Here is a 25717-nt window from a genome sequence, read left to right as displayed (position 1 = left end):
ACGTCCCTTCAGACGAGTGATCGCACGCTCTCGCGCAACACGACCTGCCCCGCCACCGACTCCACGCGGGTGTCGCCCTCGTCGCCGAGAGCCAGCTCGAACGCCCGCGACCCCATGTCGGCCAGCGGCAGCCGTACCGTCGTCAGGGCGGGAACGTGGTCGCGCAGCGTCGAGATGTCGTCGAACCCCGCCACCGACACCTGGCCCGGCACCTGGATGCCGCGCTCGCGGTAGGAGGCCAGCGCGCCCACGGCCATCACGTCGTTGACGGCGAACACACAGGTCGCCTCGCCCGTCTCGCGGGCCGCCGCGTGGCCGCCGTCGCGGTCGAACCGCCCATGGATCACCTTCGGCGCGGGCAGCCCCAGGTCGGCCAGGGCGTCGGCGAAACCCTCCGCGCGGTCCCTGGCGGTCACCAGGTGCTCGGGACCCGCCAGGACGGCGAAGCGGGTGTGACCCAGCTCTGCCAGCGAGCGGGCCAGCGCGGCGGCGCCCTCGCGGTTGGCCGGGGCCACGGTGTCGACGCCGAGCAGGTCCTGGCCCACGCAGGCCACCCGGCCGCCGGTGTCGAGGTAACGCTTGAGCTCGTCGCGCAGCCGCTTGGTGACGGCCGCGTCGCTCACACGGGATCCGGCCAGCAGCACCGCGCGCACACGCTGGGCGTGCAGGGTCGCGACGTAGGCGATCTCCTGCTCCGGATCGCGGTGCGTGGTGCCGACCATGACCAGCAGGCCCTGACCGGCCGCCGCCCGCATGACGCCGTCGGCGAGCGCGGCGAAGTAGGGGTCGGTCAGGTCGTGCACCACCAGGCCGATGACGTTGCTGGCGCCCTTGGCGAGGGTCTGGGCGGCGAAGTTCGTGCGGTAGCCGAGCTGGTCGGCCGCCTGTTCGACGCGGCTGCGCAGGCCCGCGCCGACCTGGCGGGTGCTGCCGTTCAGCACGCGCGAGGCGGTCGCGAGCGAGACGCCGGCGAGCTTGGCGACATCCTCCAGCGTGACCACGAGACCTCCCGGAAAGCGATTTCCCAGTCTGCCAGAACCAGGTGGCCCCGCGCATCCTCCGGCTACGCCCCCGCGGGCCGCCTCACCGGCAGCCGAAGAGCGCCTCGAGCAGGTTACAGTCCTTCTTGTCCGGCTGCGTCTGCTCTTCCGGCGTCGGCTGGCTAGCCTCCGGGGTCGTGCTCTGCTCCGGCTCCTGCTGCGACGCCGGCTCCGGGGTCGACTCCACCGACTTGTCGTAGGTGCTGACCTGCTCCTTCGCCCCCTCGCCCGTCTCGTCCTGCGTTGGCTCGGTGTCACTCGCCTGCGGCTCGCGCGTCGGCCGCACCGTCTGCGGCCGCGTGGTGCGCGGGGCCGAGGCCGCCTCGGTGGGCTTCGTCCGACTCGGCGTCTGGCTCGGCACGGCCGCGGGACTCGTACGCACGGCGGGGATCTCCACCGTCGCCGACGGCGGGACGTCGAGCCGCTCCACGGTGACGCACGTGCCGCCCTCGCAACGCTCCTCCGGACCGGCCGAGCTCAGCAACCAGCCCGCACTGCCGCCCACCAGCACCACGGCCACGGCGGCGGCGACAAGGATGCGAGTACGGCGGCGCACCTCCTGCTCGGGGTCGGGCGGCGGCGGCACCAGGACGGGCTCGACGGGCTCGGTGAGGTCGTAGCCCTGCTCCAGGGGGAGGTGGCGGGGCGAGACGTCGGACGACCAGAAGGCCAGGTCGCTCTCCTCGGCGGTGGGGGGCCGATCCTGGCGCTCCACCGAGACGGGCACCTCCTCGGCCGGAACATCGGCCTCGGCGGAGGACCACGTGCCAGGCGCCGTGGTGGACGCCATGCCAGGCGTCGCGGCAGGCGCGGTGGCCGGCCCGGCGGTGGACCCGGCGGTGGACCCGGCGGTGGACCCGGCGGTGGACCCGGCGGAGAGGCCGGCGGAAGGGCCGGCCGAAGGCGGTGCGGCGGGCTCGGGGGCGGGCTCCTTGGTGGTCCCGCCCAGGTAGTACGCCCCCGTCGACATCGCACCCAGGCCGCTGGCCTCGGATCCCGGCAGCGCCGAGACGCCCGGGCCCCAGGGCTGGCCGGCCATCGGCCCCGCCATCGATCCCGCCATCGGCCCCGCCATCGGCCCCGGATCGGTGAGGTGGCCGCCGGGCGGGTCGTCCAGGGTGGCGGCCTCCTGCTCGGCGGTGTCCGCGCCCTCGGCCCCGCCACGCGGCGACAGCACGTCGCCCGTCGTCGCCGGGTCCAGCGTCCGGTCGTCGCGCTCCACGGTGAACCTTTCCGCAGCAGATGGTGGATCGCGATCTTTCCTAACAGAGTCCGACCCACTCTGTCAGGAAATTTCACACAAATACGCGGGCAGAGATCTCCGGCAGGCCTCGCCGGAATCGTGTTGTGTAGCCTCATGGACCCTGACGCGTACGACGTCTTCCTCAGCTACGCCGGTGACGACCGATCCGAGGTCCAGGCGCTTGAGACGGCCCTGCTCAGGACCAAGGTCAACGGCAGGCGGCTGCGCGTGTTTCGTGACGAGCGCTCCATCGGCTACCACGAGAGCATCACCGGCACGATCAACGAGGCGCTCCTCAACTCCACGGTCCTGCTCGCCTACTACTCGCGCGCCTATCCCAAGCGCCCCGCCTGCCGACTGGAGCTGACCTTCGCCTTCCTGCTCGCCCAGCGGGCCGGGTCCGTGGAGAAGCGCGTCCTCGTCGTCAACCCCGAGGATGGTGGCGACCACATCGAGCCCGTGGAACTGCGCGACCTCAGGTACCGTCGCCCTGCCGCGACCCCCGGCGGGAGGCGGACGCTAGCCGAGGCGGTCGCGCGGCGGGTGGCGGCTCTGGCGGGACCGCTGGGCGCCGTGCGCGCCGGTTCGCCGGGGCGCTGGTGGCCGGCCGATCCGTTGCTCGATCGGAAGGCGGTGCACCGGTTCCGGGAGTTGTGGTCGCTGCACTCCGCCCTCCACGCGGGTGAGTTCCGGCTCGTGGATCAGGCGCCCCCCGTCGGGGTGGCCGTGGTCTCTGGGATGCCGGGAGCGGGCAAGACGAGCCTCGTCACGCAGTACGCGTGGGAGTTCTCCGCAGCCTTCCCCGGCGGCGTGCACCGCTTCACCCTCACCGATCGGGACGGCGAGCACGAGTACCTGCGCCAGCTGCGGCTGCTGGGCGCAGAGCGGGACATCCCGCTGGACGGAGTCGACGACGAGCAGCTGCTCCTACACCTCACGCGCCGGATCAGGGAGCCCGCGTTGTGGATCGTCGACCGCGTTCCCGAGTCGTGGCCCGACGAGGCCGTGCGGCGGCTGGTCGTGCCCTTCCGTCAGGTGCGCACGATCCTGATCAGCCGTGAGAGGCGTCTCGACGACCTCGGGGGCTCCGTGCACCTGACCGGGCTCGCCGCGGACGAGGCGCTGGCGATGCTCGACGGCGCCTACGAGCCACGGCACCGGGAGGAGGCCGAGGAGCTCGTGCGGGAGTTGGGCGGGCATCCGCAGGATCTGCGGGTGGCCGACTCCCAGTTGCGGGCGTCGCTGGGGGTGCTGTCGCCGCTGGAGTATCTGCGGCGGGCCGAGGGCGACATCCTGCACGACACGCTGAGCCGGCTCGACGAGACGGCCATGGATGTCCTGGGGCTGGCGTGCGGTCTGGCGCAGCAGACGCCGATCCCGCGTGCCGTACTGCTTCGTGGTGTCGCGTCGTTGCGTGGCTGGAGCGAGGAGGAGGCCAGGGAGCGGCTGCTTCCCGCGCTCGGGGTGCTCGCTCGGCTGTCGCTGGTGGTCGGGGAGGGTGACGCGGTCGCGGTGCACCCTAGGGTGGCGCGGTCGGTGCCGGAGCGGGCCCGGCGCGGTTGCCTGGACGCGGCGGGACACGCGGTGGCCGAGCTGCTTACGGAGCTGACCGGGCCGACCGATCCGCTGGTGGCGCATGCGCGGCGGCTGGTGGAGTGCGAGGAGCTGGCGCAGAGTAGCACGGTGCGACTGCTCCGGCGGTTGATCGTCGTTGACGAACGATCAGTCGACCATCTGGCTATTGCCCGGCTGAAGCGCCTGATGGAACAGCTCCGGCGAACCGGTGACGTCGACCCGCACGTGATCCTGATCGCGGCGAGGCGGCTGCTGACGGACGGCGACTACGAGGGGGCGGCCGAGCTGGCCGGGTCCGTGCTGGCCGGGTCCGCGGTAACCAGGACGGATGGGGCGGGGTCCGAGACCGCCGGCGCCCCCGAGGCCCTGCACGTGCTCGCCATGGCGTTCGACGGGCAGGCGCGCTTCCCCGACGCCGAACGGTGCTGGACCGAGCTGATGGCCCTGGGCCCCGGTGACGCCGTGCGGGTCGACCGGGCTCGGGCGTTGCGCCAGCGCGGCCTGCCGAAGGAGGCCGAGCGGCTCCTGGCGGGCATGGCGCCCACCGGCCTGCCCGGGTTTTACCTGGAGCAGGGCCACCTCCAGCTGCTCCTGGGCCAGCCCAGGCGATCGGCGGCCGCGGCCCGCCGCGCGCTGGAGGAGTTCGAGCGCGCGGGATCGGCCGGGCATCCCCGGGCGCTGGAGGCGGCGATCCTGCTGGCGGGTGCGGAGCTGGCGGCCTACGCGCGGCGCCCCTATCCCTTCGGCGGCGGGACGGACAAGGAGCAGCTGGCCGAGCTGGCGCGATTACGTGACACCTACGAGCGCACCCTCGGCGCCACCAACCCCCTGACCCTGGTGATCAGGGCGGGCTACGGCGTCCAGCTGGCCGGATGGCACGACCCGGGTGCGGGCCGCGCGATCCTGGTGGCCGTGGCCGAGGACGCCCGCTCGGCCTACGCCGACGATCATCCGATCCACCTGCGCATCAGCTACTGCCTGAGCGGCGTGGCGATGCTCCTGGAGGATTTCGGCCAGGCCGAGGAGCTGGCCGGGCAGGCGTACGAGGGGCTGCGGACCGCGCTGGGCGATCGGCATCCCGACACGCTTCTCGCGCTCCTGCAGTACGGCATAGCGGGCGCCTGCCTTCGTGCCGGGCCCGAGCCGCGTGAGCGTATCGCCCGGGCCCAGGAGGGGCTGCGGCAGCATTTCGGCCCGTTGCATGACGACATGCTGCGCAGTTACATCGCCCGCGCGTTCACCTCGCTGCCGCAGCCCGTGCTCCAGGGTCTGATCAGGGTCACCAACACGGCCCCGAAGCTGCCCGGCTACCTCAGGAGGGTGCTCGTCCGCGAGGACTGAGGGGCGACGAACCACCGGTCGATCGCCGCGCCCAGCTCCCGGGCCGACGAGGGGGCCGACGAGGGGGCCGACGAGGGGGCCGACGACCGCACCGACGAAGGGGCCGCCCAGGCGACGTACCCGTCCGGGCGGACGAGCAGCGCCTCGTGCTCGCTCTCGGCGACGCCGCGCACGACGGGCACCCGCTCCCCCACGACCGCGACGAGGTCGTCGCGCCCGGCCAGGTCGACGAAGCACGCCCGGCCCGGCCACAGCAGCTCGGCGAGCCGTACGTCGCCGTCGTCGGTCTTGATCCGCAGGTCGGGCGCCATCCATCCGGCGCCTTGGACGCCGACGTCGTAGCGGATGTCCTGGCCGCTGATCATCCCGGTCAGGTAGTCGTTGACGGGTTCCATCTCCATCAGCTCGGCGAACAGCTCGCGCAGGGGGTCGAGCGCCGGGTCGGGGTGGGCCAGGGCGTTCTGGGCGCGTACGTTCCACAACACGCGCGCGGCGACGGGGTGGCGTTCGGTGTGGTAGCTGTCGAGCAGGTGCTCGGGTGCGTGGCCGTGCACCACGGCGGCGAGTTTCCATCCGAGGTTCATCGCGTCCTCGAGGCCGGTGTTGAGCCCTTGGCCGCCCCAGGGGAAGTGCACGTGCGCGGCGTCCCCGGCGAGCAGGACGCGCCGGTCGCGGTAGGTGGCGGCCTGCAGTGCCGCGTCGCCGTACCTGGACAGTGAGCGGGCGTCGCTCATCTCGATGGGCCGTCCGGCGATGCGGGAGGCGGCCTCGCGTAGTTCGTCCAGGGTGACGGGCGCTTCGCGGTCGGGGTGGGGGCCGCGGAAGTCGTAGGTGGTGACGCGGGAGTGGCCGTGGGGGTCGGGCCAGATGAGGAGCCAGCCGCGCGGGGTGCGATGCCAGCCTCCCGGCACGCCGGGGCCGAGCCGTACCTCTCCCATGAGGGCGGCCACGCGCGCGCCGGTGCCTTCGAAGGCGATCCCGGCGGCCCGCCGTACGGCGCTGCGGGCGCCGTCGGCGCCGACGACGTACCGGGCGTCCACCTGCCGGCCGCCCGCGGTGAGGGTGACGTGGCCGGCGTGCTGGACGAGGCCGGTGATCTCGTGGCCGCGCCGGATCTGCGCGCCGAGGGCGGCGGCGCGGCCTGCGAAGACCTGCTCGGCCCAGGCCTGGGGGCTGCCGACGATCGCCGGGCCGTCGGCGGCCGACAGGCGCAGGCCGAACATGCCGGAGAAGTGGAAGCCCACGGTGCCGTAGGTGGCGCGGCCGGCCTCGTCGAGCAGGCCGCGCCGTTGGAGGAGCTGGCCGACGCGGGCGTGGAGCGTGCCCGCCTTCGACTCCCCGGAGGGGGCGGCCAGCTTCTCGAAGACCACCGGCCGCACCCCCTGGAGGGCGAGTTCGGCCGCCAGGAGCATGCCCACGGGGCCGCCCCCGGCGATCGCGACGTCGATCATGCCGCCACCAGCACGGGCTCGCCCGTCTGGGTGGTGGGGCTCTTGCGGGTGAAGCTCAGCGAGACGAGGCTGCCGAGCAGGATGCCGCCGGCGGTGATGAAGAGCGCGGTGCGCACGCCCCCGGCCAGCTGCGCCCCGGTGGCGGAGCCGAGGCCCGCGGCCGCGACGAGGATGGCCAGGCCGAGGGCGGAGCCGACCTGCAGCGCGGTGGAGGCCATGCCGGAGGCGACGCCCTGCTGGCCCGCGGCGACGCCGGTGGCGGAGGCGATCCACATGCCGTTCCAGGTGAAGCCCTGGCTGACGCCCATGATCGCGATGCCGGGCAGGATGGCCCAGTAGCTGCCGTCGGCGCTCACGCCGAGGGCGAGGGCCGCGGTGCCGAGGGCGCCGCCGAGGGTGCCGGCCAGCAGCAGGGTGCGGGAGCCGAGGCGGGCGGCCAGGCGGCCGGAGAGCTGGGTGCCGATGGCGATCATCAGGGAGGGCACGACGAAGGCGAGGCCGGTGGCGATGGCGCCGTAGCCGAGGGCCTGGCCGAAGTAGACGGTCAGGAAGTACGGCTGGGCCATGAAGGTCGCGCCGAAGATCAGGATGATGAGGATGGCCGAGGTGAGGCTGCGGTTGCGGAACAGGCGCAGCGGCATGAGCGGGTCGCGGCTCATGCGCTCGACCGCGACGAAGGCGCCCAGCAGGATCGCCGCCACGATGAAGGACCCGACGATGAGCGGCGTGCCCCAGCCGGATTCCGGTCCCTGGATGAGGGCGAAGGCGAGCAGGGTGACGCCGGCGGTGACGAGGACGGCGCCGGTCAGGTCGAAGCGGCGGCCGCGCTCGCGGGGGCCGTCGGCGGGGATCACGCGGAAGGCGGCGATCATGCCGACGACCGCCAGCGGCACGTTGACGTAGAAGACGGCCTCCCAGCCGATCCAGCCGGTCAGCAGGCCTCCGGCCAGGGAGCCGATGGCCAGGCCGGAGGCTCCGACGCCGCTCCACACCGACAGCGCCCTGTTTCTGGCGGGTCCTTCCTCGAACAGGGTGTTCACCAGGGAGAGCGTGGCGGGGAAGAGGAGCGCGCCGCCGACGCCCTGCACCGCGCGGGCGGCGATGAGCAGCTCTTGCGAGGTGGCCAGGCCTCCGGCGAGCGAGCTCAGGGCGAACAACGCCATCGCGGCCACGAAGACCCTGCGGCGGCCGAGCAGGTCGGCGGCGCGCCCGCCGAGCATCAGGAAGCCTCCGTAGATCACCGCGTAGGCGCTGGCCACCCATTGCAGGTTCTGGGGGGTGAATCCGAGATCGGCCGCGATGTCGGGCAGGGCGACGATCACGATGTAGAAGTCCAAGGCGGTGATGAGCTGCGACAACGCCAGCAGGGCGAGGGCCCAGTTACGCATGACAACAATCCTTCGATAGTTCGGGAAGGACGAACAGTACGAGATACTCGTACAATCGAACTGTTTTGTAAAGTGGGGACATGACAGCGCTCCACCCCACTCGCGAGCAGATCCGCCTGGTCGACGTGCTCGCCGCGCTGGGCCACCCGATCCGCCTGCAGATGGTGCGCAATCTCTCGTCGGGAGAGGAGAAGGTGTGCGGCGAGGTCCTGCCGGCCGTACCCAAGTCCACCCAGACCGGGCACTGGCGAGTCCTGCGCGAGAGCGGCCTGGTGCGCGAGCGTCAGGCCGGGCGCAACAGCTTCAAGACGCTGCGCCGCGACGACGTCGACGCCCGCTTCCCCGGCCTGCTGGACCTGGTGTTCAAGGAGGACTAGTTACTGGCGAGTAATATGGACGGGCAAGCTTCCACCCTCAGCGAGGAGCGTAAGAGTGCCTTCCTCCCGTGACGTCGTCTTCGTCGACGGCGTTCGCACGCCTTTCGGCAGGTCGGGCCCCAAGGGGCTGTACGCGGAGACCCGCGCGGACGACCTGGTCGTCCGCGTCATCCGCGAGCTGATCCGGCGCAATCCCAACCTGCCTCCTGAGCGGGTGGACGAGGTCGCCGTCGCGGCCACCACGCAGATCGGCGACCAGGGCCTGACCATCGGCCGCAGCGCCGCGATCCTGGCCGGCCTGCCCAAGACCGTGCCCGGCTACGCCATCGACCGCATGTGCGCGGGCGCGATGACCGCCGTCACCAGCGTCGCCGGCGGCATCGCCTTCGGCGCCTACGACGTGGCCATCGCGGGCGGCGTGGAGCACATGGGCCGCCACCCCATGGGCGAGGGCGTCGACCCGAACCCGCGCTTCCTGGCCGACAAGCTGGTCGACGCGAGCGCCCTGTCCATGGGCATGACCGCCGAGAACCTGCACGACCGCTACCCGGCCGTCTCCAAGCAGCGTGCCGACGCCTACGCCGTCCTGAGCCAGGAGAAGGTCGCCAAGGCCTACGCCGACGGCAAGATCCAGCCCGACCTCGTCGAGATGGGCATCAGGACCGCCGAGAAGGGCTGGGGCCTGGCCACCGCCGACGAGGCGCCGCGTCCCGGCACCACCCTGGAGGGTCTGGCCTCGCTGAAGACCCCCTTCCGCCCGCACGGCAACGTCACCGCGGGCAACTCCTCCGGCATCAACGACGGCGCCACCGGCTGCATCGTCGCCGCCCGCGACGTCGCCGACGAGCTTGGCCTGCGGCCCAAGATGCGCCTGGTCTCCTACGCCTTCGCCGGCGTCGACCCCGAGGTCATGGGCGTCGGCCCGATCCCCTCCACCGAGCGCGCCCTGCGCCTGGCCGGGCTCTCGATCGACGACATCGGGCTGTTCGAGATCAACGAGGCCTTCGCCGTCCAGGTCCTGGCCTTCCTCGACCACTTCGGCATTCCCGAGGACTCCGACAAGGTCAACCCGTACGGCGGGGCCATCGCCTTCGGTCACCCGCTCGCCTCCTCCGGCGTGCGGCTGATGACGCAGCTGGCCCGCCAGTTCGCCGAGCGCCCCGACGTGCGCTACGGCATCACCACCATGTGCGTCGGCATGGGCATGGGCGGCACCGTGATCTGGGAGAACCTGGCATGAGCGAAGAAGTAGTCACCAAGGCGATCGTGCGCGACGTCGAGCTTCCGTACGGCGCGGGCACGATGGCCCTGATCACCCTCGACAACGGCTTCGACCACACCAAGCCGAACACCTTCGGCCCCCTCGGCCTGGCCTCCCTCGACGAGGCGCTCGACGGCATCGCCGCGCGCCCCGACCTGGCGGCCGTCGGCGTCATCGGCAAGCCGTTCATCTTCGCCGTCGGCGCCGACCTCAAGGGCGCGGCCACCGTGTCCTCGCGTTCGGAGGCCCTGGAGATCGGGCGGCTCGGCCACCGCGTCTTCCGCCGGCTCGGCTCGCTCGGCGTGCCCGCCTTCGCCTTCGTCAACGGCGCGGCCATGGGCGGCGGCCTGGAGATCGCGCTGCACTGCACCTACCGGACCATCGCCGCGAACGTGCCCGCCGTGTCGCTGCCGGAGTGCTTCCTCGGCCTGGTGCCGGGCTGGGGCGGCACCCAGCTGCTGCCGCGCCTGATCGGCCCGGCCAAGGCGATCAAGCTGATCATCGAGAACCCTCTCGCGCAGAACCGCATGCTCAAGGGCGCCGACGCGTTCTCGCTCGGGGTCGCGGACGCCATGTTCGACTCGGCCGACTTCCTGGAGGAGTCGCTGCGCTGGGCCTCGCGCGTGCTGTCCGGCGACGTCGCTGTCGATCGCCCGAGCTTCGACGGCGACGACTGGGACAAGATCGTCGGCGACGCGCGTTTCCTCGTCGACATGAAGCTGCACGGCGCGGCCCCCGCGCCCTACCGGGCGCTCGACCTGATCCTGCTCAGCCGTACGGCCTCCGCCGACGAGGGATTCGCCGCCGAGGACGAGGCCCTGGCCGACCTCCTCATGGGCGACGAGCTGCGGGCCGGGCTGTACGCCTTCGACCTGGTGCAGCGCCGGGCCAAGAAGCCGGCGGGAGCGCCCGCCCGCGAGCTGGCCCGCAAGGTCACCAAGGTCGGCGTCGTCGGCGCGGGCCTCATGGCCTCCCAGATGGCGCTGCTGTTCGCCCGCCGCCTCCAGGTGCCGGTCGTCCTGACCGACCTCGACCAGGCCCGCCTCGACAAGGGCGTCGGCTACGTGCACGGCGAGGTCGACAAGCTGGCCGCCAAGGGCCGGATCTCCGCCGACGAGGCCAACCGCCTCAAGGCGCTGGTCGGCGGCTCGCTCACCAAGGACGCCTTCGCCGACGCCGACTTCGTCATCGAGGCCGTCTTCGAGGACATGGCGGTCAAGAAGAAGGTCTTCGCCGAGGTCGAGGAGCACGTCAGCGCCGAGTGCGTGCTGGCGACCAACACCTCCTCGCTGTCGGTCAGCGAGATGGGCTCCAACCTGAAGCACCCCGAGCGCCTGGTCGGCTTCCACTTCTTCAACCCCGTGGCCGTCATGCCGCTGCTGGAGATCGTCCGCGGCTCGGCCACCTCCGACGAGACCCTGGCCACCGCCTTCGCCGTCGGCAAGTCGCTGCGCAAGTCGTCGGTCCTGGTCAAGGACGCGCCCGCGTTCGTCGTCAACCGGCTGCTCACCCGTTTCATGGGCGAGGTCTTCGCCGCCGTCGACGAGGGCACGCCCCTCCAGGTGGCCGAGCGCGCGCTCGACTCCATGGGGCTGCCCATGACGCCCTTCGCGCTGCTGCAGCTCGTCGGCCCCGCCGTCGGCCACCACGTGTCGGAGACGCTGCACGCCGCCTTCCCCGAGCGCTTCGGCGTCTCGGAGAACATGGCCAAGCTCGTCGCCTCCGGCAAGCCCGGCGTCTACAGGCCCGACTTCACGCTCGACGAGGAGGCCGTCGCCCTCTTCTCCGGCGGCGCCGCCCCGTCGACCGCCGAGCAGGTGCGCGAGCGTGTGCTCGCGGCTCTCGCGGAGGAGATCCGGATCATGCTCGACGAGGGCGTGGTCGCCGCCGCGCAGGACATCGACCTGTGCATGATCCTCGGCGCGGGCTGGCCGTTCCACCTGGGCGGCATCACGCCCTACCTGGACCGGCTGGGCGTCTCCTCGCCCCGCTTCCTGGCGCCCGGCGTGGCCTCCGTGCCCGCCTGACCGCCAGAGCGGATCGGTACACCTGGCCCGCCGGAGTGAACCTCCGGCGGGCCCGCCCCGTCCTCTGAGAGAAAGGACACTCATCCAACCGAGTACGGGGGCACCATTTCGATGAAAGCGCTCAAGATCCTCCTCACCGCCGGCCTCCTCCTGACGGCGGCGGCGACCCCGGCGATGGCGGCCGAGGGGCAACACCGCCCGAAGGCCTCCCTCAAGATCACGATCGCCGCCGAGGGCGCCGCGGCCGAGTCGGTCCGGCTGACCTGCGGATGGCCGGGTGGCAGCCACCCGACCCCGCGCGCGGCCTGCCGCGTCCTGAACAAGGTCAAGGGCAACCCGGCCAGGCTCTCCAACCCCGGCGCGATCTGCACCAAGGAGTTCAGGCCGCACAAGGTCACGGTGAAGGGCCGCTGGTACGGCAAGCGGGTCGACTTCACCAGGACCTTCGGCAACAACTGCCTGATGGTCTCCGAGGGCGGCGCGCTCTACAGGTTCTGACGCCTGCTCCGCCGTACCGCCAGCAGCCCGAGTGTCGCGCAGGCGAGCACGACGGCGAGGGCGGTGTACGGCGAGCGCCACCACGGTGACGCGACCGCGGCGACGGACGCCGAGGCGGGGGCGATGGGCACGGCGGCGGCTGCCACGGGGGCGGTCGCCGTCTTGCCGATCCCGGGCGGCCTGATCTCGCCCCAGGGGTCCTTGCCGCCGTTGCCGTTGAGCCAGTCGGCGGCCGACGACTTGGCCTCGGCCGTCTGCGGCAGGGCGGTGAAGGCGCCGGGGACCTTGAGGGTGCCGAGCTCGTGGGGGGCGAACCATTCCTGGATCGCCGTGACCCGCCAGTTCCCGGCCGGCAGGGCGACGGCGGTGGCGTAGTGCGCGGGCTCGCGCAGCCGTACGGCGTCGAAGGCCAGGGTGCGCTTGCCGTCGGAGAAGCTCAGCCCGACCTTCAGGTCCTTCTCGTTGCCGTGGTAGGGGTGGTTGCCGTGCTGCAGCAGCCAGGAGCCGATGGTGTAGGAGGTGCCCGGCTGGAAAGCGGCGGGCACCGGGTCGAGGTAGGTCACCGCCCAGCCCCCTGCCCTGGCGGGCGTGGCCACCACCAGAGCGGGGAGCAGCAGGCCGAGGATGAGCAGAATGCGTTTCATGCCCCGGATACACCGCCCGGGGCTGGAGGGTTCCCCGGGGAGCGTCAGGGGCTGACCCGGGCGAGCATCTCCAGCGGGTCGGCCAGCATCTGGGTGAAGGCCAGTTCGGCGGCGCCGACGAGGGTGACGTCGTCGCCGAGCGCGGTGGTGCGCAGCCGCAGGTTGGCACGGGCGGCCGGCAGGCTGCTGGTGTTGATCTGGGTGCGCACCTGCGCCGCGGAGCCCAGGTAGAGCTCGCGCAGGGTGCCGCCGAAGACGACGACCTCGGGGTTGAAGATGTTGACGAGGTTGGCCACGCCGATGCCCAGCCAGTCGCCGGCGCGGTGCACCGAGTCGCGGGCGGCGATGTCGCCGCGGTCGGCCGCCTCGACGAGGGTGCGCACGGCCTCGCGCCCGATCCTGCCGTACATGCCGGCGTGGTCGATGAGCGCCCGCTCCCCCACCTCAGCCTCCAGGCAGCCGCGTGAGCCGCAGCCGCACGGCCGCCCGCCCGGGTTGACGATCATGTGGCCGACCTCGCCGAAGTAGCCCTCGTGGCCGCCGAGCAGGTGGCCTCCGGCGATGATGCCGCCGCCGATGCCGACGTCGCCGTGCAGGTAGATGAGGTTGCGGCAGCCGGGCGCCACGCCCCTGGTGTGCTCGGCCAGCGCGCCCAGGTTGGCGTCGTTGCCGACGGGCACGGGCAGGCCCATGGCGAGCTTGCGGCTCAGCTCCTCGCCGAAGGGCAGCTCGGCGATCGGGCCGACCAGGTTAGGGCTGAAGTGCACGCTGCCGTCGCTCTCGCGCACCGCGCCGCAGAACGCCGCGGCCGCGCCCACGCAGACCGTGTCGGGGCGGGTCTTGCGCACCATCTGGCGGGCGAACCCGGCCAGCGTGGAGATCACCTCGGCCAGGTCGAAGGTGCCGCGCTCCCGTACGGACTCGCGGCGGTCGAGGATGACCCCGCCCAGCCCGACGCGGGCGGCGACCAGCCGGTCGACGCCCACGTCGAACGCGAGCACGTAGATGCGGGCCGATTCCGGCCGCACGACGAGCGAAGGACGGCCGGCGCGCCCGGTCTCCCTGGGCAGCTCCTCGCGCACGAGCCCGGCGGCGGCCAGGTCGGCGGTGAGCGCCATGATCGTGCTGCGGTTGAGTCCCATCCGGCTGGTGAGCTCGGCTCGTGACGTGGGACCGCCGAGATGCACGTGGCGGAGCAGGGTGCCCAGGTTGTACCTGCGGATCTCCTCCTGAGAGGGACCAGCACGCATCGTCGTTCCATCCTTCGGGTGGGAGAGATCCACCCTATCGGTGGCCCGTGGCCGCGGCCCGCTTGCGCGAAAGGGCGTCCACGCTGGCCGCGAGCAGCAGAACCGAGCCGGTCACGACGAACTTCTGGCCGGATCCGTATCCCATCAGACCCATGCCGTTCTCGACGACGGCCACGACCGCGCCGCCCAGGATCGCGTCCAGCGCCCGCCCCTTGCCGCCGAAGAGGCTGGTGCCGCCGATGACGGCGGCGCCGACCGAGAAGAGCAGGACGTTGCTGCCTCCGGTGTTCGGGTCGACCGACGCGGCGCGCGAGACGGCGAGCACGCCGCCGACCGACGCCATGAAGGAGCAGATCACGAAGCAGGCGATCTTGATCCGGTCGACGGGGATGCCCGCCCGCCGGGCGGCCTCGGCGTTGCCGCCGACCGCGTAGATGTGCCGTCCGAAGGCGGTACGGCGCAGCACGAACGTCCACAGCAGCAGGAAGAACAGGATGACCGGCACCACGATCGGCACGCCCATGAGCGGGATCGCCCGGCCGCGGTCGAGGTTGAGCACGTAGACGGCCAGGCCGATGACCAGCGCCACGGCCGCGACGCGACCGCCGATGACCAGCGGGGGCGCGATGGCCAGCCCGCGCTTGCTGCGGTTGCGCGCCTGGACGAGCTGCACCGCGGCGTAGCCCGCCACGGCCGCGGCGGCCAGGGCCCAGCCCAGCCACGGCGGCAGGTTCTTGTTGGAGATGGCGAAGATGGTCTGGTCGCGCACCGAGATGATGTTGCCCTGGCCCAGGATCAGCAGCACGACGCCCTGGAAGGCGATGAAGGCGGCCAGCGTCACCACGAACGACGGGATGCCGAGCTTGGCCACGAGCGAGCCGAGGATCAGGCCGATCACGACGCCCGTGGCCATGGCCGCGAGGATCGCGACGTACCAGGGCACGCCCACGTTCACCAGCGTGACCGACATGACGACCGCGCAGACGCCGCTGGCGAAGCCGGCCGACAGGTCGATCTCGCCGAGCAGGAGGACGAAGATCAGGCCCATCGCGATGACGACGTAGACCGCGCCCTGGGTGAGCAGGTTGGCGAAGTTGCCGGGCGAGAAGAAGATCGGCCGCAGCACCGAGAAGACGCCGACGAGCACGACCAGCCCGAAGATGGCCGGCAGGGCGCCCAGGTCGCCGCCGCGCACCCGCTGGACGTACTCCTTGACGATGGCCTGCGACTCGACTTTCTGGGGCAGGGTGTCGACGCTCATGAGCCACTGCCGTTCGTCAGGCCGAGCGTGCCGCTGCGGCCGGAGGTGATCAGTTCGACGACCTGCGAGTGAGTGACCTCGGAGGCCTTGACCTGGGCCGCCATGCGGCCGAGGTAGAGCGCCGCGATCCGGTCGGAGACGGCGAAGACGTCGTTGAGGTTGTGCGAGATGAGCACCACGGCCAGGCCCTTGTCGGCCAGCTGGCGCACCAGTTCCAGCACCTGAGCGGTCTGGGCGACGCCGAGCGCGGCGGTGGGCTCGTCGAGGATGACGACCTTGCTGTTCCAGAGCACCGCCTTGGCGATCGCCACGGTCTGGCGCTGGCCGCCGGACAGGCTGGAGACGTGCTGGCGCAGCGACTTGACCGTGCGGACCGACAGGCCCGCCAGGGTCTTGGCGGCCATCTCCTCCATGGTGGCCTCGTCGAGGACCAGGCCGCTCTTGCGCTCCCGGCCCAGGAACATGTTCTGCACGATGTCCAGGTTGTCGCAGAGCGCCAGGTCCTGGTAGACGATCTCCACTCCGAGCGCGGCGGCCTCGCGCGGGCTGCTCACCGTGACGGAGTTGCCCTCGAAGTAGTACTCGCCAGAGTCGATCGAATAGATGCCGCCGATGCACTTGACCAGCGTGGACTTGCCCGCGCCGTTGTCACCGACGAGGGCGGTCACCTCGCCGGGATAGGCCGAGAAGGCGACGTCGTGAAGGACCTGGACGGGACCGAAGCTCTTGTCGATCCCGCGCAGCTCCAGGACCGGGGTGGTCACTGTGGGTGCTCCTTGGAAGAGGGGATACGGCTACCGCCCTGGCGGGCGGTAGCCGTACGCGGGGGAACTAGCTGATTCCTGCCTCGGTGCACTTGGCGGCGAACTCGCCGGCGCACAGCTCTTCCTTGGTGACGAAGTTGTCGGCGACGACGTCCTTGACGTTGTCCTTGAAGATGGCGACGGGGGTCAGCAGCACGGCGGGGACGTCCGCGTTGGTCTCGGTGTCCTTGACGGTGCCGGTCGCGGCCGGCTTCTCGCCGTTGGCGAGCGCGATCGCGAGCTTGGCGGTCGCGTCGGCCTCCTGCTTGACGGCCTTGTAGACGGTCATGCACTGGTCGCCGTTGAGGATGTTCTGCAGGCCCTGAACGGTGGCGTCCTGGCCGGTGACCGGGACCTTGCCGTTGAGGTTGTTCTTCTTCAGCACGGTGATGGCGGCGTTGCCGAGGCCGTCGTTGGCGGCGAGCACGCCGGCGATCTTCGGCTCCTTGGTGAGCTGCTGCTCGAAGATGGTGCCGGCCTGGGCGTTGTCCCAGTCGGGCACGGAGTCGTCCGGTCCGGCGACGTACTCACCGGCGTCGAACTTGGGCTGCAGCACGCCGTCGTAGCCCTGCTTGAAGAGGGTGGCGTTGTTGTCGGTGGGCGAGCCGTTCAGGCGCGCGATCACCGGCTTCTCGGCCTTCTGCTCGGTCAGGCACTTGACCAGGCCCTCGCCCTGCAGCTTGCCGACGGCGGTGTTGTCGAAGCTGACGTAGTAGTCGGCGTTGCCGCCGAGGGTGAGGCGGTCGTAGTCGATCGTGGCGATGCCCTGGGCCTTGGCCTTGTCGAGGACGGCCTTGCCGGTGCCGCTGTCGAGGTTGACGATGGCGAGCACGGTGACGCCACTGGTGATCATCTGGTCGGCGATCGTCTGGAAGGCGGCCTTGTCGCCCTGGGCGTTCTGGATGTCGTACTCGACGCCCGCGGCCTTGAAGGCCTCTTCCAGGTACTTGCGGTCGGCCGTCTCCCAGCGGACCGAGGACTTGCTGTCGGGCAGGATCACGCCGACCTTGCCCTTGGCGGCCGGGGCCGCCGACGAAGCACCGGGCGAGGCGGAGGCGCCGGTCCCGGCGGAGGTTTCACCGCTTTCGCCCCCGCAGGCGGTGAGACCGAGGGAGAGCGCCACCATGGCGGCGCCGATCGTGAAAATCCCCTTGCGCATGCGCGTGGGCCTTTCTCATGGGGGGGTGAATGTTGTTTGGCACAACGTAATCCCCGCCCATGAGAGGCGCCAGACACAGGACGGTAACATTTGTTGTCCGCGAGAACTTACCTACGAGCTGCCCTGCTGTGCCAGTATCCGTAGCCGAAGTAGACGACGAGCCCGATCACCATCCAGACGAGGAAACGCAGCCACGTCTCCACCGGCAGGTTGAGCATCAGGTAGATGCACGACAGCACCGACAGGATCGGGACCAGCGGAACCAGCGGGGTGCGGAAGGCGCGGGGCAGGTCGGGCCGCGTACGGCGGAGCAGCACGACGCCGATCGAGACCACCACGAACGCGAAGAGCGTGCCGATGTTGACCAGCTCGGCCAGCGCGCTGAGCGGGATGAACGAGGCCAGGATCAGCGAGACCACTCCCACGAGCAGCGTGACCCTGGCGGGCGTGCCGTACTTGGGGTGCACCTTGGCCAGGCCCCTGGGCAGCAGCCCGTCGCGGCACATGGCGAACAGCACCCGGGTCTGGCCCAGCAGCAGGATCATCACCACCGCCAGCAGGCCGATGATCGCGCCGATGCTGATCAGCGAGGCGATCCACGGCTGGTTCACCGCCCGGAAGGCCTCGGCCAGCGGGGCTTCCTCGTTGAGCTCGTTGTAGGGCTGCATGCCCACCACGACCAGCGAGACCGCGACATAGAGGATGGTGCAGATGAGCAGCGAGCCGAGGATGCCGCGCGGCAGGTTGCGCTGCGGGTTGACCGTCTCCTCCGCGGCGGTGGCCACGATGTCGAAGCCGATGTAGGCGAAGAAGACGAGCGCGGCAGCGGAGAAGATGCCGATCACGCCGAAGGCCACCGGGGTGATGCCGAACATCACCTGGATCAGCGGCGCCTTGAGCCCCTCGACACCCGGCGTCGACTCCGCGGGCGGGATGAACGGGGTGTAGTTGTCGCCGTTGATGTAGAAGAGGCCGGCGACGATCACCAGGAGCACGACGCTGACCTTGATGATGACGATCACCAGGTTGAGCCGCGAGGAGAGCTTGATGCCCGCGATCAGCACCGCGGTGAGCAGCGCGATGATGATCATCGCGGGCACGTTGAGATCCTTGCCGAACAGGACGAGCGACGGGATCTCCACCCCGATACTGCTCATCAGCGACACGAAGTACTGCGACCAGCCGACCGCCACCACCGCCGCCGCCAGGGCCAGCTCCAGCATCAGGTCCCAGCCGATGATCCACGCGGGGAACTCCCCCAGCGTGGCGAAGGCGAAGGTGTAGGCGCTGCCCGCCACCGGCACCGTCGAGGCGAACTCCGCGTAACACAGCGCGGCCAGACCGCAGACGATGCCCGCGACGACGAAGGACAGGGCCACCGCGGGTCCCGCGGTGTTCTTGGCCACCTGGCCGGTCAGCACGAAGATGCCGGTACCGATGATCACGCCGATGCCGAAAACCGTGAGGTCGACGGCGTTCAGACGCTTCCTGAGCTGATGCTCGGGTGCCTCGGTGTCCTGGATGGACTGCTCAACGCTCTTGGTGCGAAAGATCTCCACGTTGTGATGTTGCCCACACAATAGGTGATCACACGCCCCCTGTGGGCAGTAGACGACCGGCGACCGCGGCCGGATGGGTGAGCTGGGGGTAGTGCCCCGCCCCTGCCACCACCGTCACGGGATGGCGGGTCTCCACGACCAGCGGGTCGGCCGAGCCCACGATGATCTCGACGGGTACCCGCACCCGCTCCAGGAGGTCCCGCGCGACCGGCCGTTCGGCGTGAGCCGTGCGCGCCGCCGCGGCCACACGCCGTGCCACCCCGGGGCGGCGCAGATCGGCCGCCGCGCTGCCCACTTCCGGCCCGTCCGGCAGGCCGAGGGCGCCGGCCAGGCGCTCGGCGGTCATCCGCCTCATCAGGGGCGCCGCCAGGAACGATCGGTGCAGCCGAGGGCCGGGCGCCTGGAGGAAGGCCGGGGCGACGAGCACGAGCCTGTCGATGCGATCGGGGTGCTCGATCGCGAAACGCAGGGCGGGAAGGCAGGCCAGGGAGTGGGCGACCATCACCGGCCGGGTTCGCACCGGCTCCATCAGCCGGTCCAGCCATTCGTGCGTGGGCTGCTCGCCTGGCGCGGAACGGCCCAGTCCGGGCAGGTCGGGGGCGAGCAGGGGAGCCCGCAGATGCGCGGCGAGCGGCGCCCACACATCGGCGTTCATCGGCAGTCCGTGCAGCAGCACGTGGGCGGGCCGGTCCGGCTCGCCGGCGACCCACGTGCGATCGCGGAAGCCGTACGGTGTGATCCGGGGCGTGTCCCGGCCGAAGCGGGAGGCCACGAGATCATCGGCCCACGTGCGCAGCGCGTCGCTGACGGGCGGCCATCGCAGGCCCGCCCGGTCGGCGAGGGCGCGGGCCGAGGCCGTCGGGTACCTGTCGGACGACAGGAACGAGAGCGTCTCGGGATCGGCCCCGGTGAGCCGTCGCGGCAGCCGGCGTAGCAGGCCGACCGGAACGTGCCGGCGAGGGGCGCCCATCCCCAGGTGGCTGGCGACCGCGGCGATCAGACCGGGCAGGTTCGGGGTGCTGTCGTCCAGCACCCAGTAGGCCTCGCCCTCGGGCTCGGCGGGGATCTCGGCCAGGAAGGCGGCGAAGAAGTCGCTCGTGACGACCGGTAGGAAGACGTCGGCGCCGCCGGGGAGGGCCGGCAGCCGCCCGTTCCACAGGTTCTCGATGAGCGAGGCCAGGCCGAGGTACTGGCCGGGCCCGATCACCGTGCTGGGGTTGGCGATCGACAGCGGGACTCCCAGTTCCGCCGCTCTCGCGCGGACCGCGTGATCGGCCTCGACCTTGGAGGCCTCGTAGGCGCCCAGTCCCGCGTAGTCGACCCGGGCCCCGCTGACCCGGTAACCGCTGACGTGCACGAGCCGTCGCAGCTCCGGCAGCGTCGCCGCCCAGTCGACGACGCCGAGCGCGCCCGTCACGTTGACGGCCCGCGCTTCCCGGACACCGAGTCCGAAGGCGAAGCGGGCGGCGGTGTTGTAGACGTCGCGCGCGGCCGGCACGTGATCGAGTGGCCGGGTGACGTCGGCGTGGACCAGCGTCAAGCCGCGGGTGTCGACGCCGCGTCCCTCCAGCCAGGGTGTGAGGGTGTCCTTGCGTACGGCTGCCGCGACCTTCTGGCCCCTGCCGAGCAGTTCCGCGACGAGCGATCGGCCGATGAAGCCGGTCGCGCCGAAGACGATCGCGTCCATGACAACCTCCATATAGACTGGTCTACATATTTCATGCTCACAAAAGAGCCCGCCGGATGGGCGGGCTCTTCGTCAGCGCAGCAGCGTGGCGACCTGGCGCTTCACACGCTCCAGCGGCTCCCTGCTCCGATGCGCCTTGGCGAGCACCAGCCCACCCTCGATTAGCGCGAGCAGGGTGACCGCGAGGTCGTCGGCATCGAGGCGCCCGTCGAGACGGGAAGCCAGTGCGGCCGTCCACGCGGTGTACACATCCGAGCAGGCTCGCTGCAAGTCGTCGTTGACGGCCGCCATCTCCAGCGCGACGGTGGCCACCGGACACCCCCTGGCCCAGCCCGACTCCTCGAGCCGATCGCCCAGGTAGACGATGACCGCCTCGACGAACTCCTCGGCGGAGCCGCCGGAGTCGGCCATCCCCTCCAGGACGCCGCCGATCGTGGCACCCGCCCGCCGCAGGGATTCGCCGACGATCTGGTCCTTCCCCTCCGGGAAATGGAAGTAGAGCGAGCCGCGGGGCGCGCCGCTGGCCGCGATCACCTGATTGAGCCCGGCGTTGAAGTATCCGCCGGACTCGATCAGCTTCTCCGACGCGTCGAGAATCCGCTCGCGCGTTTCCGTCCCCTTGTGTCCCACAAGGAGATAATAGACCGATCTATATATTTATGGAAGGGCTAGTGCGGCGCGTCGATGGGAGTGCTGCGCTTGGCGACGGCCTCGGTGATCTCACGGGACAGGTCCTGGCCCGTGAGCCCGATCTGCCCGAGGATCGCCGCCCGCTTGGCGTGGTCGAGGAAACGCTGCGGGATGCCGAAGGTGCGCACGGGCACGTCGACGTCGTTGTCGCGCAGCAGGCGGGAGACGGCGTCGCCGACGCCGCCGACCCTGCCGTTGTCCTCGACCACCGCGACGAGCTTGTGCGCCGCCGCCGCCAGCACCAGCGCCTCGTCGAGCGGCTTGACCCAGCGCGGGTCGACGACCGTGGCGGAGATGCCCTGGGCGTCGAGCAGCACGGCGGCGTCGAGGGCGACCTGGGCCATCGGCCCGACCGCCACGAGCAGCACGTCGGGGTCGCCCGCGCGCAGCACGTCCATCTCGCCGAGCTTGCCGACCGCCTCGACCGAGGCGGCGACCGGGCCCTTCGGGAAGCGCAGGACGGTGGGGGCGTCGGAGACGGCCACCGCCTCGCGCAGGAGCTCCTCCAGGCGCTCGCCGTCGCGGGGCACGGCCACGCGCAGGCCGGGCACGACCTGCAGGATCGACAGGTCCCACATGCCGTTGTGGGAGGCGCCGTCGTCGCCGGTGACGCCGGCGCGGTCGAGCACCACGGTGACCGGCAGCTTGTGCAGCGCCACGTCCATCAGCAACTGGTCGAAGGCCCGGTTGAGGAAGGTCGCGTAGACGGCCACCACCGGGTGCAGGCCGCCGAGCGCCAGCCCGGCGGCGCTGGTGAGAGCGTGCTGCTCGGCGATGCCGACGTCGAACGTGCGCGTCGGGAAGGCCTCGGCGAACTCATTGAGCCCGGTCGGGTGCAGCATGGCCGCGGTGATGGCGACCAGGTCGTCGCGCTCGCCGCCCAGGCGCACGAGCTCCTCGGCGAAGACGTTGGTCCAGATGCGGCCCTTGGGCTTCTCGAGGCCGGTGGCGCGGTCGAAGGCGCCGGGCGAGTGGAACTGGTCCTCTTCGTGGTTCTCGGCCGGGGCGTAACCGCGGCCCTTCTGGGTCACGCAGTGGACGATGACCGGCCCGCCGAAGTCGCGCGCCTTGCGCAGCGCCGCCTCCATGGCCTGCTCGTCGTGGCCGTCGATGGGCCCGACGTACTTCAGGCCCAGGTCCTCGAACATGACCTGCGGGGCGACGATGTCCTTGACGCCCTTCTTGAAGCCGTGGAGCGCGTCGTAGACGAGCGGGACGCTCTCGAGCTTGCCCTTGAAGAAGTCGAGCATCTCCTCGTAGCGCCGGGTGACCCGCAGCGAGGCGAGGTGGCGGCCCAGGCCGCCGATGGTCGGGCTGTAGGAGCGGCCGTTGTCGTTGACGACGATGACCAGGCGCAGGTCGTCGTGCTCGGCGACGTTGTTGAGCGCCTCCCAGGCCATGCCGCCGGTCAGCGCGCCGTCGCCGATGACCGCGACCACCGTGCGGTCGCGCTCGCCGCGCAGCTTGAAGGCCTTGGACATGCCCTCGCCGTACGACAGCGCGGTCGAGGCGTGGGAGTTCTCCACGAAGTCATGGCCGGACTCGCCCTGCGAAGGGTAGCCGGACAGGCCGCCCTCCTGCTTGAGCGCCTTGAAGCCCTCGGCGCGCCCGGTGAGCATCTTGTGGACGTACGACTGGTGGCCGGTGTCCCAGATGATCGGATCGTCGGGCGAGTCGAACACGCGGTGGAGCGCGATGGTCAGCTCCACCACGCCCAGGTTCGGGCCCAGGTGGCCGCCCGTCTTGGCGCAGGAGTCGACCAGCAGGTCACGGATCTCCCCCGCCAGCCCTGGCAGCTCTCCGACGTCGAGCCTCTTCAGATCTTCCGGCCCCCTGATCGAAGCAAGCAGCTTGCCCACGAAGTCAGTCCCCTCTGCTAGCCGTTCGAACCGAGTCTAGTTCGTGAGGGAGGTGCCGCCTCACTTGCATGGACAATCCCGGCCTATGCCCGATCTTGACCTAGTCTTTCCCCCAAGATGAACACTCGCCCCTTCAGTCGAGCTTCGTCACTGGTTGCCCTCCTGGTGGTGTTTTCCGTGGCCGGTGCGGGAACCGCGCACGCTCCGGCGAGCTTCGCCGATCCCGTGGCGGTGCCCCAGAAGAAGCAGTCGGCGGAGAGCAAGGTGGCGACCGACAGCGCGCTCTACCGCACGGGCAAGCTCGCGGGCACCAACTGCGGCCCCGGACCCCTGACCAAGAACGACCAGGCGGGCTACGCGCGCTTCCTGCAGCACCTGAAGGCCTGCCTCGACATCGCCTGGGCGGCGGAGTTCCGGCAGGCGGGCCTCAGCTTCGCCCCGCCCAAGCTGACCTTCGTCGCCGCGCAGGCCACCACGCCGTGCGGGGCCTGGACCCCCGGGGCCGACGGCGTCTACTGCTCCAAGGACCGCAGCATCTACATGGTCGTCAACGCCGCCGCCGTCCGCCGCCCGTTCGGGCTCGGCATCGCCCGCCTGCTGGCCCATGAGTACGGTCACCACGTGCAGGAGATGGCCGGCATCTGGCGCTTCTACTGGAGCACCCGCGCCGCCGCCCGCACCAAGGCGCGGAAGCTCGAACTCACCCGCCGCTCGGAATTGCAGGCCGAATGCCTGTCGGCGGTGTTCATGTCCACCATCAAGCGCAGTTTCCCGGTGGACGAGGCCGAATGGAACTACGCGGTCAACTGGTTCCAGCGCAACGGCGACAAGGGCTGGGCCGAGAACGACCACGGCCGGGGCAAGACCCAGGCGACGTGGATGAGGCGCGGATTCGCCGAGGCGGCGCCGTGGGCCTGCGACACCTGGTCGGTGAAAGCCGGAGCGGTGCAATAGTTTCTTTGCCTCCGCTTTGCCTTGCTATAAGGTCACCTGCCATGCGTATCACCCTGAAGGCGCTGGTTTGCAGCGCGGCTCTCGCGCTCACCGCCGGTCTCTTGCCCGGTACGGCTCAGGCCGCTGTCTCCGCCGCACCCCCCAAGACCCTGGCGAACAACGCCCTCTACAAGAGCGGGAAACTGCCCGCCAAGAAGTGCACCGAGACCCACTGGGAGCGGGGTGACATGGCGGCCGCCCGCGAATACCTGGAAGTCGTCATGGGCTGCCTCAACACCTCGTGGAAGGCCCACTTCAAGAAGGCCGGGATGAAATTCCGCGCGCCCGACTTCGAGGTGGTCAACAACATCGGCGACCCGATCGGCGCCTGCGGAAAGTTCCCCGGTCCCGGCGTGCTGGCCCTCTACTGCCCGGACAACGAGAACTTCTACATGCTGGTCGACGGTGACGCGCTCGACGACCCGACCAGCATGATCCACCTCGGCGTGATGGCCCACGAGTACGGTCACCACATCCAGCAGATCACCGGGATCATCCCCGTCTACGACAGGATGAAGTTCAAGAGCGACGACGCCCACTACGCGATGCACCGCCGGATCGAGCTGCAGGCCGACTGCCTGGCCGGGGCGTTCATCGGCAGCGTGTGGTCCACGCTCGGCCGGACCAAGGCGGAGTTCAAGGACCTGACCGAGCACGAGCTCGGCGGCACCACCGACGGCATCCAGGGCGGCGGCGACTCCCCCGACCTGGAGATCACCTCCCCCACCCACGGCAAGCCCACCAACCAGCGCTACTGGCTGACGCGCGGCTTCAGCGGCAAGGGCCCGCAGGTGTGCAACACCTTCACCGCCTCGGCCAAGCGCACCGCCTAGCCGTACAGGCTCTGTCCGATGAGGGTGGCCGCCGACACGGCGGCCACCAGCAGGATCGCGGCCCGCACGCGCCCTCCGTCGAGGTAGCGGCGCAGCGGGCCCGACAGCAGGAACCCGGCGATCAGGCACGGGATGAGCGCCAGCCCCGACGTCACCGCCCTGGCGGGCAGCCGGTCGACCGCCCACAGGATGACCAGTGACTGGGCGGCGCTGAGGAAGAAGAAGCCCGCCAGCGTGGCCCGGATCTGGGGGCCCTTGGCGCTCTGGTAGACCAGCGCGATGGGCGGGCCGCCGATGCCGGTGGCGGTGCCGGTGATGCCCGAGACGAATCCGGCGCCGGTGAGGGTGAGGCCGTTGCGCGGCACCGACAGCGCACGTGCCGTCAGGCCGACCGCGATGAGGACCATGACGCCCACCATCACGCCGAGCGTGCTCGCCGAGACGTAGACGACGATGAGGGCGCCGATCGCGCTGCCCGGCAGCCGGCCCAGCAGCGCCCAGCCGAGGCCGCGCCAGTCGATGCGCCGCCACTCGGCGGCCAGGGTGAACAGCGGCAGCGTGACGTTGACGACCTGGATCGCTCCGGGCATCAGTCCGGGGTCGAGCATCGTCACCACGGGCGCCGCCACCAGGCCCAGCCCGAAGCCGACCCCGCCCTGGACGATCGCCCCGACGAGCACCGCCGTACCTGCCACGAGCAGGACTGTCCACTCCATGGGCGGGAACCCTAGAACACCACTTTTCCCATGGGTAAAGGCCGCCTCCAAGGGAACGGAGG

At 71.1% G+C, this 25717-nt stretch carries 21 protein-coding genes; 7 read left to right on the top strand and 14 right to left on the bottom strand.

The annotated features are described in order from the left end of the window. Positions 1-8: 8 nt before the first annotated feature. Positions 9-1001: a LacI family DNA-binding transcriptional regulator gene (locus tag ACIBH1_RS47845; protein ID WP_397320811.1), complete on the bottom strand. Its 993-nt coding sequence runs from the start codon at positions 999-1001 to the stop codon at positions 9-11. 82 nt (positions 1002-1083) lie between these two features. Continuing rightward, positions 1084-2262 (bottom strand): hypothetical protein, encoded by a 1179-nt coding sequence (locus ACIBH1_RS47840; RefSeq protein ID WP_397320810.1) that lies wholly within the window; start codon positions 2260-2262, stop codon positions 1084-1086. Positions 2263-2397: 135 nt separating this feature from the next. Between ACIBH1_RS47840 and ACIBH1_RS47835 the strand changes: the two genes are divergently transcribed. After that, a complete protein-coding gene (locus ACIBH1_RS47835; protein WP_397320809.1) occupies positions 2398-5199 on the top strand; it encodes a TIR domain-containing protein in 2802 nt (933 codons plus the stop codon). Here the strand turns inward: ACIBH1_RS47835 and ACIBH1_RS47830 are convergent. Both ACIBH1_RS47830 and ACIBH1_RS47825 read right to left on the bottom strand, forming a co-directional pair. After that, positions 5166-6650: an FAD-dependent monooxygenase gene (locus tag ACIBH1_RS47830; protein ID WP_397320808.1), complete on the bottom strand. Its 1485-nt coding sequence runs from the start codon at positions 6648-6650 to the stop codon at positions 5166-5168. The two genes, ACIBH1_RS47835 and ACIBH1_RS47830, sit on opposite strands and share 34 nt — an antisense overlap. Then, positions 6647-8038: an MFS transporter gene (locus tag ACIBH1_RS47825; RefSeq protein ID WP_397320807.1), complete on the bottom strand. Its 1392-nt coding sequence runs from the start codon at positions 8036-8038 to the stop codon at positions 6647-6649. The genes ACIBH1_RS47830 and ACIBH1_RS47825 overlap by 4 nt, the downstream gene beginning before the upstream one ends. An 80-nt stretch (positions 8039-8118) precedes the next feature. Between ACIBH1_RS47825 and ACIBH1_RS47820 the strand changes: the two genes are divergently transcribed. The 4 genes from ACIBH1_RS47820 (at position 8119) to ACIBH1_RS47805 (ending at position 12201) form a co-directional block, all read left to right on the top strand. Beyond that, positions 8119-8415 carry an ArsR/SmtB family transcription factor gene (locus tag ACIBH1_RS47820; protein WP_397320806.1) on the top strand — a complete coding sequence of 99 codons (297 nt, stop codon included), beginning with the start codon at positions 8119-8121 and terminating at the stop codon, positions 8413-8415. Positions 8416-8470: 55 nt separating this feature from the next. After that, positions 8471-9655 carry a thiolase family protein gene (locus ACIBH1_RS47815; protein ID WP_397320805.1) on the top strand — a complete coding sequence of 395 codons (1185 nt, stop codon included), beginning with the start codon at positions 8471-8473 and terminating at the stop codon, positions 9653-9655. Further along, complete coding sequence (locus tag ACIBH1_RS47810; RefSeq protein WP_397320804.1) at positions 9652-11703, top strand: 3-hydroxyacyl-CoA dehydrogenase NAD-binding domain-containing protein; 2052 nt, start codon at positions 9652-9654, stop codon at positions 11701-11703. The genes ACIBH1_RS47815 and ACIBH1_RS47810 overlap by 4 nt, the downstream gene beginning before the upstream one ends. 111 nt (positions 11704-11814) lie before the next feature. Next, complete coding sequence (locus ACIBH1_RS47805; RefSeq protein ID WP_397320803.1) at positions 11815-12201, top strand: SSI family serine proteinase inhibitor; 387 nt, start codon at positions 11815-11817, stop codon at positions 12199-12201. Here the strand turns inward: ACIBH1_RS47805 and ACIBH1_RS47800 are convergent. The 9 genes from ACIBH1_RS47800 to dxs form a co-directional block, all read right to left on the bottom strand. After that, positions 12189-12845, bottom strand: coding sequence for a hypothetical protein (locus ACIBH1_RS47800; protein WP_397320802.1), 657 nt, complete (start codon positions 12843-12845; stop codon positions 12189-12191). The genes ACIBH1_RS47805 and ACIBH1_RS47800 overlap by 13 nt on opposite strands. A 44-nt stretch (positions 12846-12889) precedes the next feature. Beyond that, positions 12890-14095, bottom strand: a complete 1206-nt coding sequence (locus ACIBH1_RS47795) for an ROK family protein (protein ID WP_397320801.1) — start codon at positions 14093-14095, stop codon at positions 12890-12892. 34 nt (positions 14096-14129) lie between these two features. Then, the gene (locus ACIBH1_RS47790) at positions 14130-15356 is read right to left on the bottom strand and encodes a sugar ABC transporter permease (RefSeq protein WP_397320800.1); all 1227 of its coding nucleotides are present in this window, start codon (positions 15354-15356) and stop codon (positions 14130-14132) included. Then, positions 15353-16120, bottom strand: coding sequence for an ATP-binding cassette domain-containing protein (locus ACIBH1_RS47785; RefSeq protein WP_181613243.1), 768 nt, complete (start codon positions 16118-16120; stop codon positions 15353-15355). Before ACIBH1_RS47785 ends, ACIBH1_RS47790 begins: the two co-directional genes overlap by 4 nt. 67 nt (positions 16121-16187) lie before the next feature. Further along, positions 16188-17318, bottom strand: a complete 1131-nt coding sequence (locus ACIBH1_RS47780; RefSeq protein ID WP_397320799.1) for a sugar ABC transporter substrate-binding protein — start codon at positions 17316-17318, stop codon at positions 16188-16190. 107 nt (positions 17319-17425) lie between these two features. After that, positions 17426-18877 (bottom strand): amino acid permease, encoded by a 1452-nt coding sequence (locus ACIBH1_RS47775; RefSeq protein ID WP_397320798.1) that lies wholly within the window; start codon positions 18875-18877, stop codon positions 17426-17428. A 28-nt stretch (positions 18878-18905) separates the two neighbouring features. After that, positions 18906-20564, bottom strand: a complete 1659-nt coding sequence (locus ACIBH1_RS47770) for an alpha/beta fold hydrolase (RefSeq protein WP_397320797.1) — start codon at positions 20562-20564, stop codon at positions 18906-18908. A gap of 72 nt (positions 20565-20636) precedes the next feature. Next, a complete protein-coding gene (locus ACIBH1_RS47765) occupies positions 20637-21194 on the bottom strand; it encodes a TetR/AcrR family transcriptional regulator (RefSeq protein WP_397320796.1) in 558 nt (185 codons plus the stop codon). 38 nt (positions 21195-21232) lie between these two features. After that, entirely contained in the window at positions 21233-23113 is a 1881-nt protein-coding gene (gene dxs / locus ACIBH1_RS47760) for a 1-deoxy-D-xylulose-5-phosphate synthase (RefSeq protein WP_397320795.1), read from the bottom strand. Positions 23114-23290: 177 nt separating this feature from the next. On the opposite strand from dxs, the gene ACIBH1_RS47755 reads away from it, so the two are divergent. Together ACIBH1_RS47755 and ACIBH1_RS47750 are read left to right on the top strand one after the other, a co-directional pair. Next, a complete protein-coding gene (locus ACIBH1_RS47755; protein ID WP_397320794.1) occupies positions 23291-24067 on the top strand; it encodes a neutral zinc metallopeptidase in 777 nt (258 codons plus the stop codon). Positions 24068-24108: 41 nt separating this feature from the next. Further along, on the top strand, positions 24109-24939 hold the full coding sequence (locus ACIBH1_RS47750; RefSeq protein WP_397320793.1) for a neutral zinc metallopeptidase: 831 nt from the start codon (positions 24109-24111) through the stop codon (positions 24937-24939). Here ACIBH1_RS47750 and ACIBH1_RS47745 read toward each other — a convergent pair. Then, the gene (locus ACIBH1_RS47745) at positions 24936-25655 is read right to left on the bottom strand and encodes a TSUP family transporter (protein WP_397320792.1); all 720 of its coding nucleotides are present in this window, start codon (positions 25653-25655) and stop codon (positions 24936-24938) included. The genes ACIBH1_RS47750 and ACIBH1_RS47745 overlap by 4 nt on opposite strands. Positions 25656-25717: the final 62 nt, after the last annotated feature.

The sequence above is a fragment of the Nonomuraea sp. NPDC050663 genome (assembly GCF_044456985.1).
Taxonomy (GTDB): domain Bacteria; phylum Actinomycetota; class Actinomycetes; order Streptosporangiales; family Streptosporangiaceae; genus Nonomuraea.
This window is presented reverse-complemented; position numbering and strand designations above follow the sequence as displayed.

Bases quoted from the DNA above. Each gene is read 5' to 3' on its own strand.
- ACIBH1_RS47835 (WP_397320809.1), top strand. From the start codon at position 2,398: ATGGACCCTGACGCGTACGACGTCTTCCTCAGCTACGCCGGTGACGAC.
- ACIBH1_RS47830 (WP_397320808.1), bottom strand. From the start codon at position 6,650: ATGATCGACGTCGCGATCGCCGGGGGCGGCCCCGTGGGCATGCTCCTG.
- ACIBH1_RS47825 (WP_397320807.1), bottom strand. From the start codon at position 8,038: ATGCGTAACTGGGCCCTCGCCCTGCTGGCGTTGTCGCAGCTCATCACC.
- ACIBH1_RS47820 (WP_397320806.1), top strand. From the start codon at position 8,119: ATGACAGCGCTCCACCCCACTCGCGAGCAGATCCGCCTGGTCGACGTG.
- ACIBH1_RS47810 (WP_397320804.1), top strand. From the start codon at position 9,652: ATGAGCGAAGAAGTAGTCACCAAGGCGATCGTGCGCGACGTCGAGCTT.
- ACIBH1_RS47805 (WP_397320803.1), top strand. From the start codon at position 11,815: ATGAAAGCGCTCAAGATCCTCCTCACCGCCGGCCTCCTCCTGACGGCG.
- ACIBH1_RS47800 (WP_397320802.1), bottom strand. From the start codon at position 12,845: ATGAAACGCATTCTGCTCATCCTCGGCCTGCTGCTCCCCGCTCTGGTG.
- ACIBH1_RS47795 (WP_397320801.1), bottom strand. From the start codon at position 14,095: ATGCGTGCTGGTCCCTCTCAGGAGGAGATCCGCAGGTACAACCTGGGC.
- ACIBH1_RS47790 (WP_397320800.1), bottom strand. From the start codon at position 15,356: ATGAGCGTCGACACCCTGCCCCAGAAAGTCGAGTCGCAGGCCATCGTC.
- ACIBH1_RS47780 (WP_397320799.1), bottom strand. From the start codon at position 17,318: ATGCGCAAGGGGATTTTCACGATCGGCGCCGCCATGGTGGCGCTCTCC.
- ACIBH1_RS47770 (WP_397320797.1), bottom strand. From the start codon at position 20,564: ATGGACGCGATCGTCTTCGGCGCGACCGGCTTCATCGGCCGATCGCTC.
- ACIBH1_RS47750 (WP_397320793.1), top strand. From the start codon at position 24,109: ATGCGTATCACCCTGAAGGCGCTGGTTTGCAGCGCGGCTCTCGCGCTC.
- ACIBH1_RS47745 (WP_397320792.1), bottom strand. From the start codon at position 25,655: ATGGAGTGGACAGTCCTGCTCGTGGCAGGTACGGCGGTGCTCGTCGGG.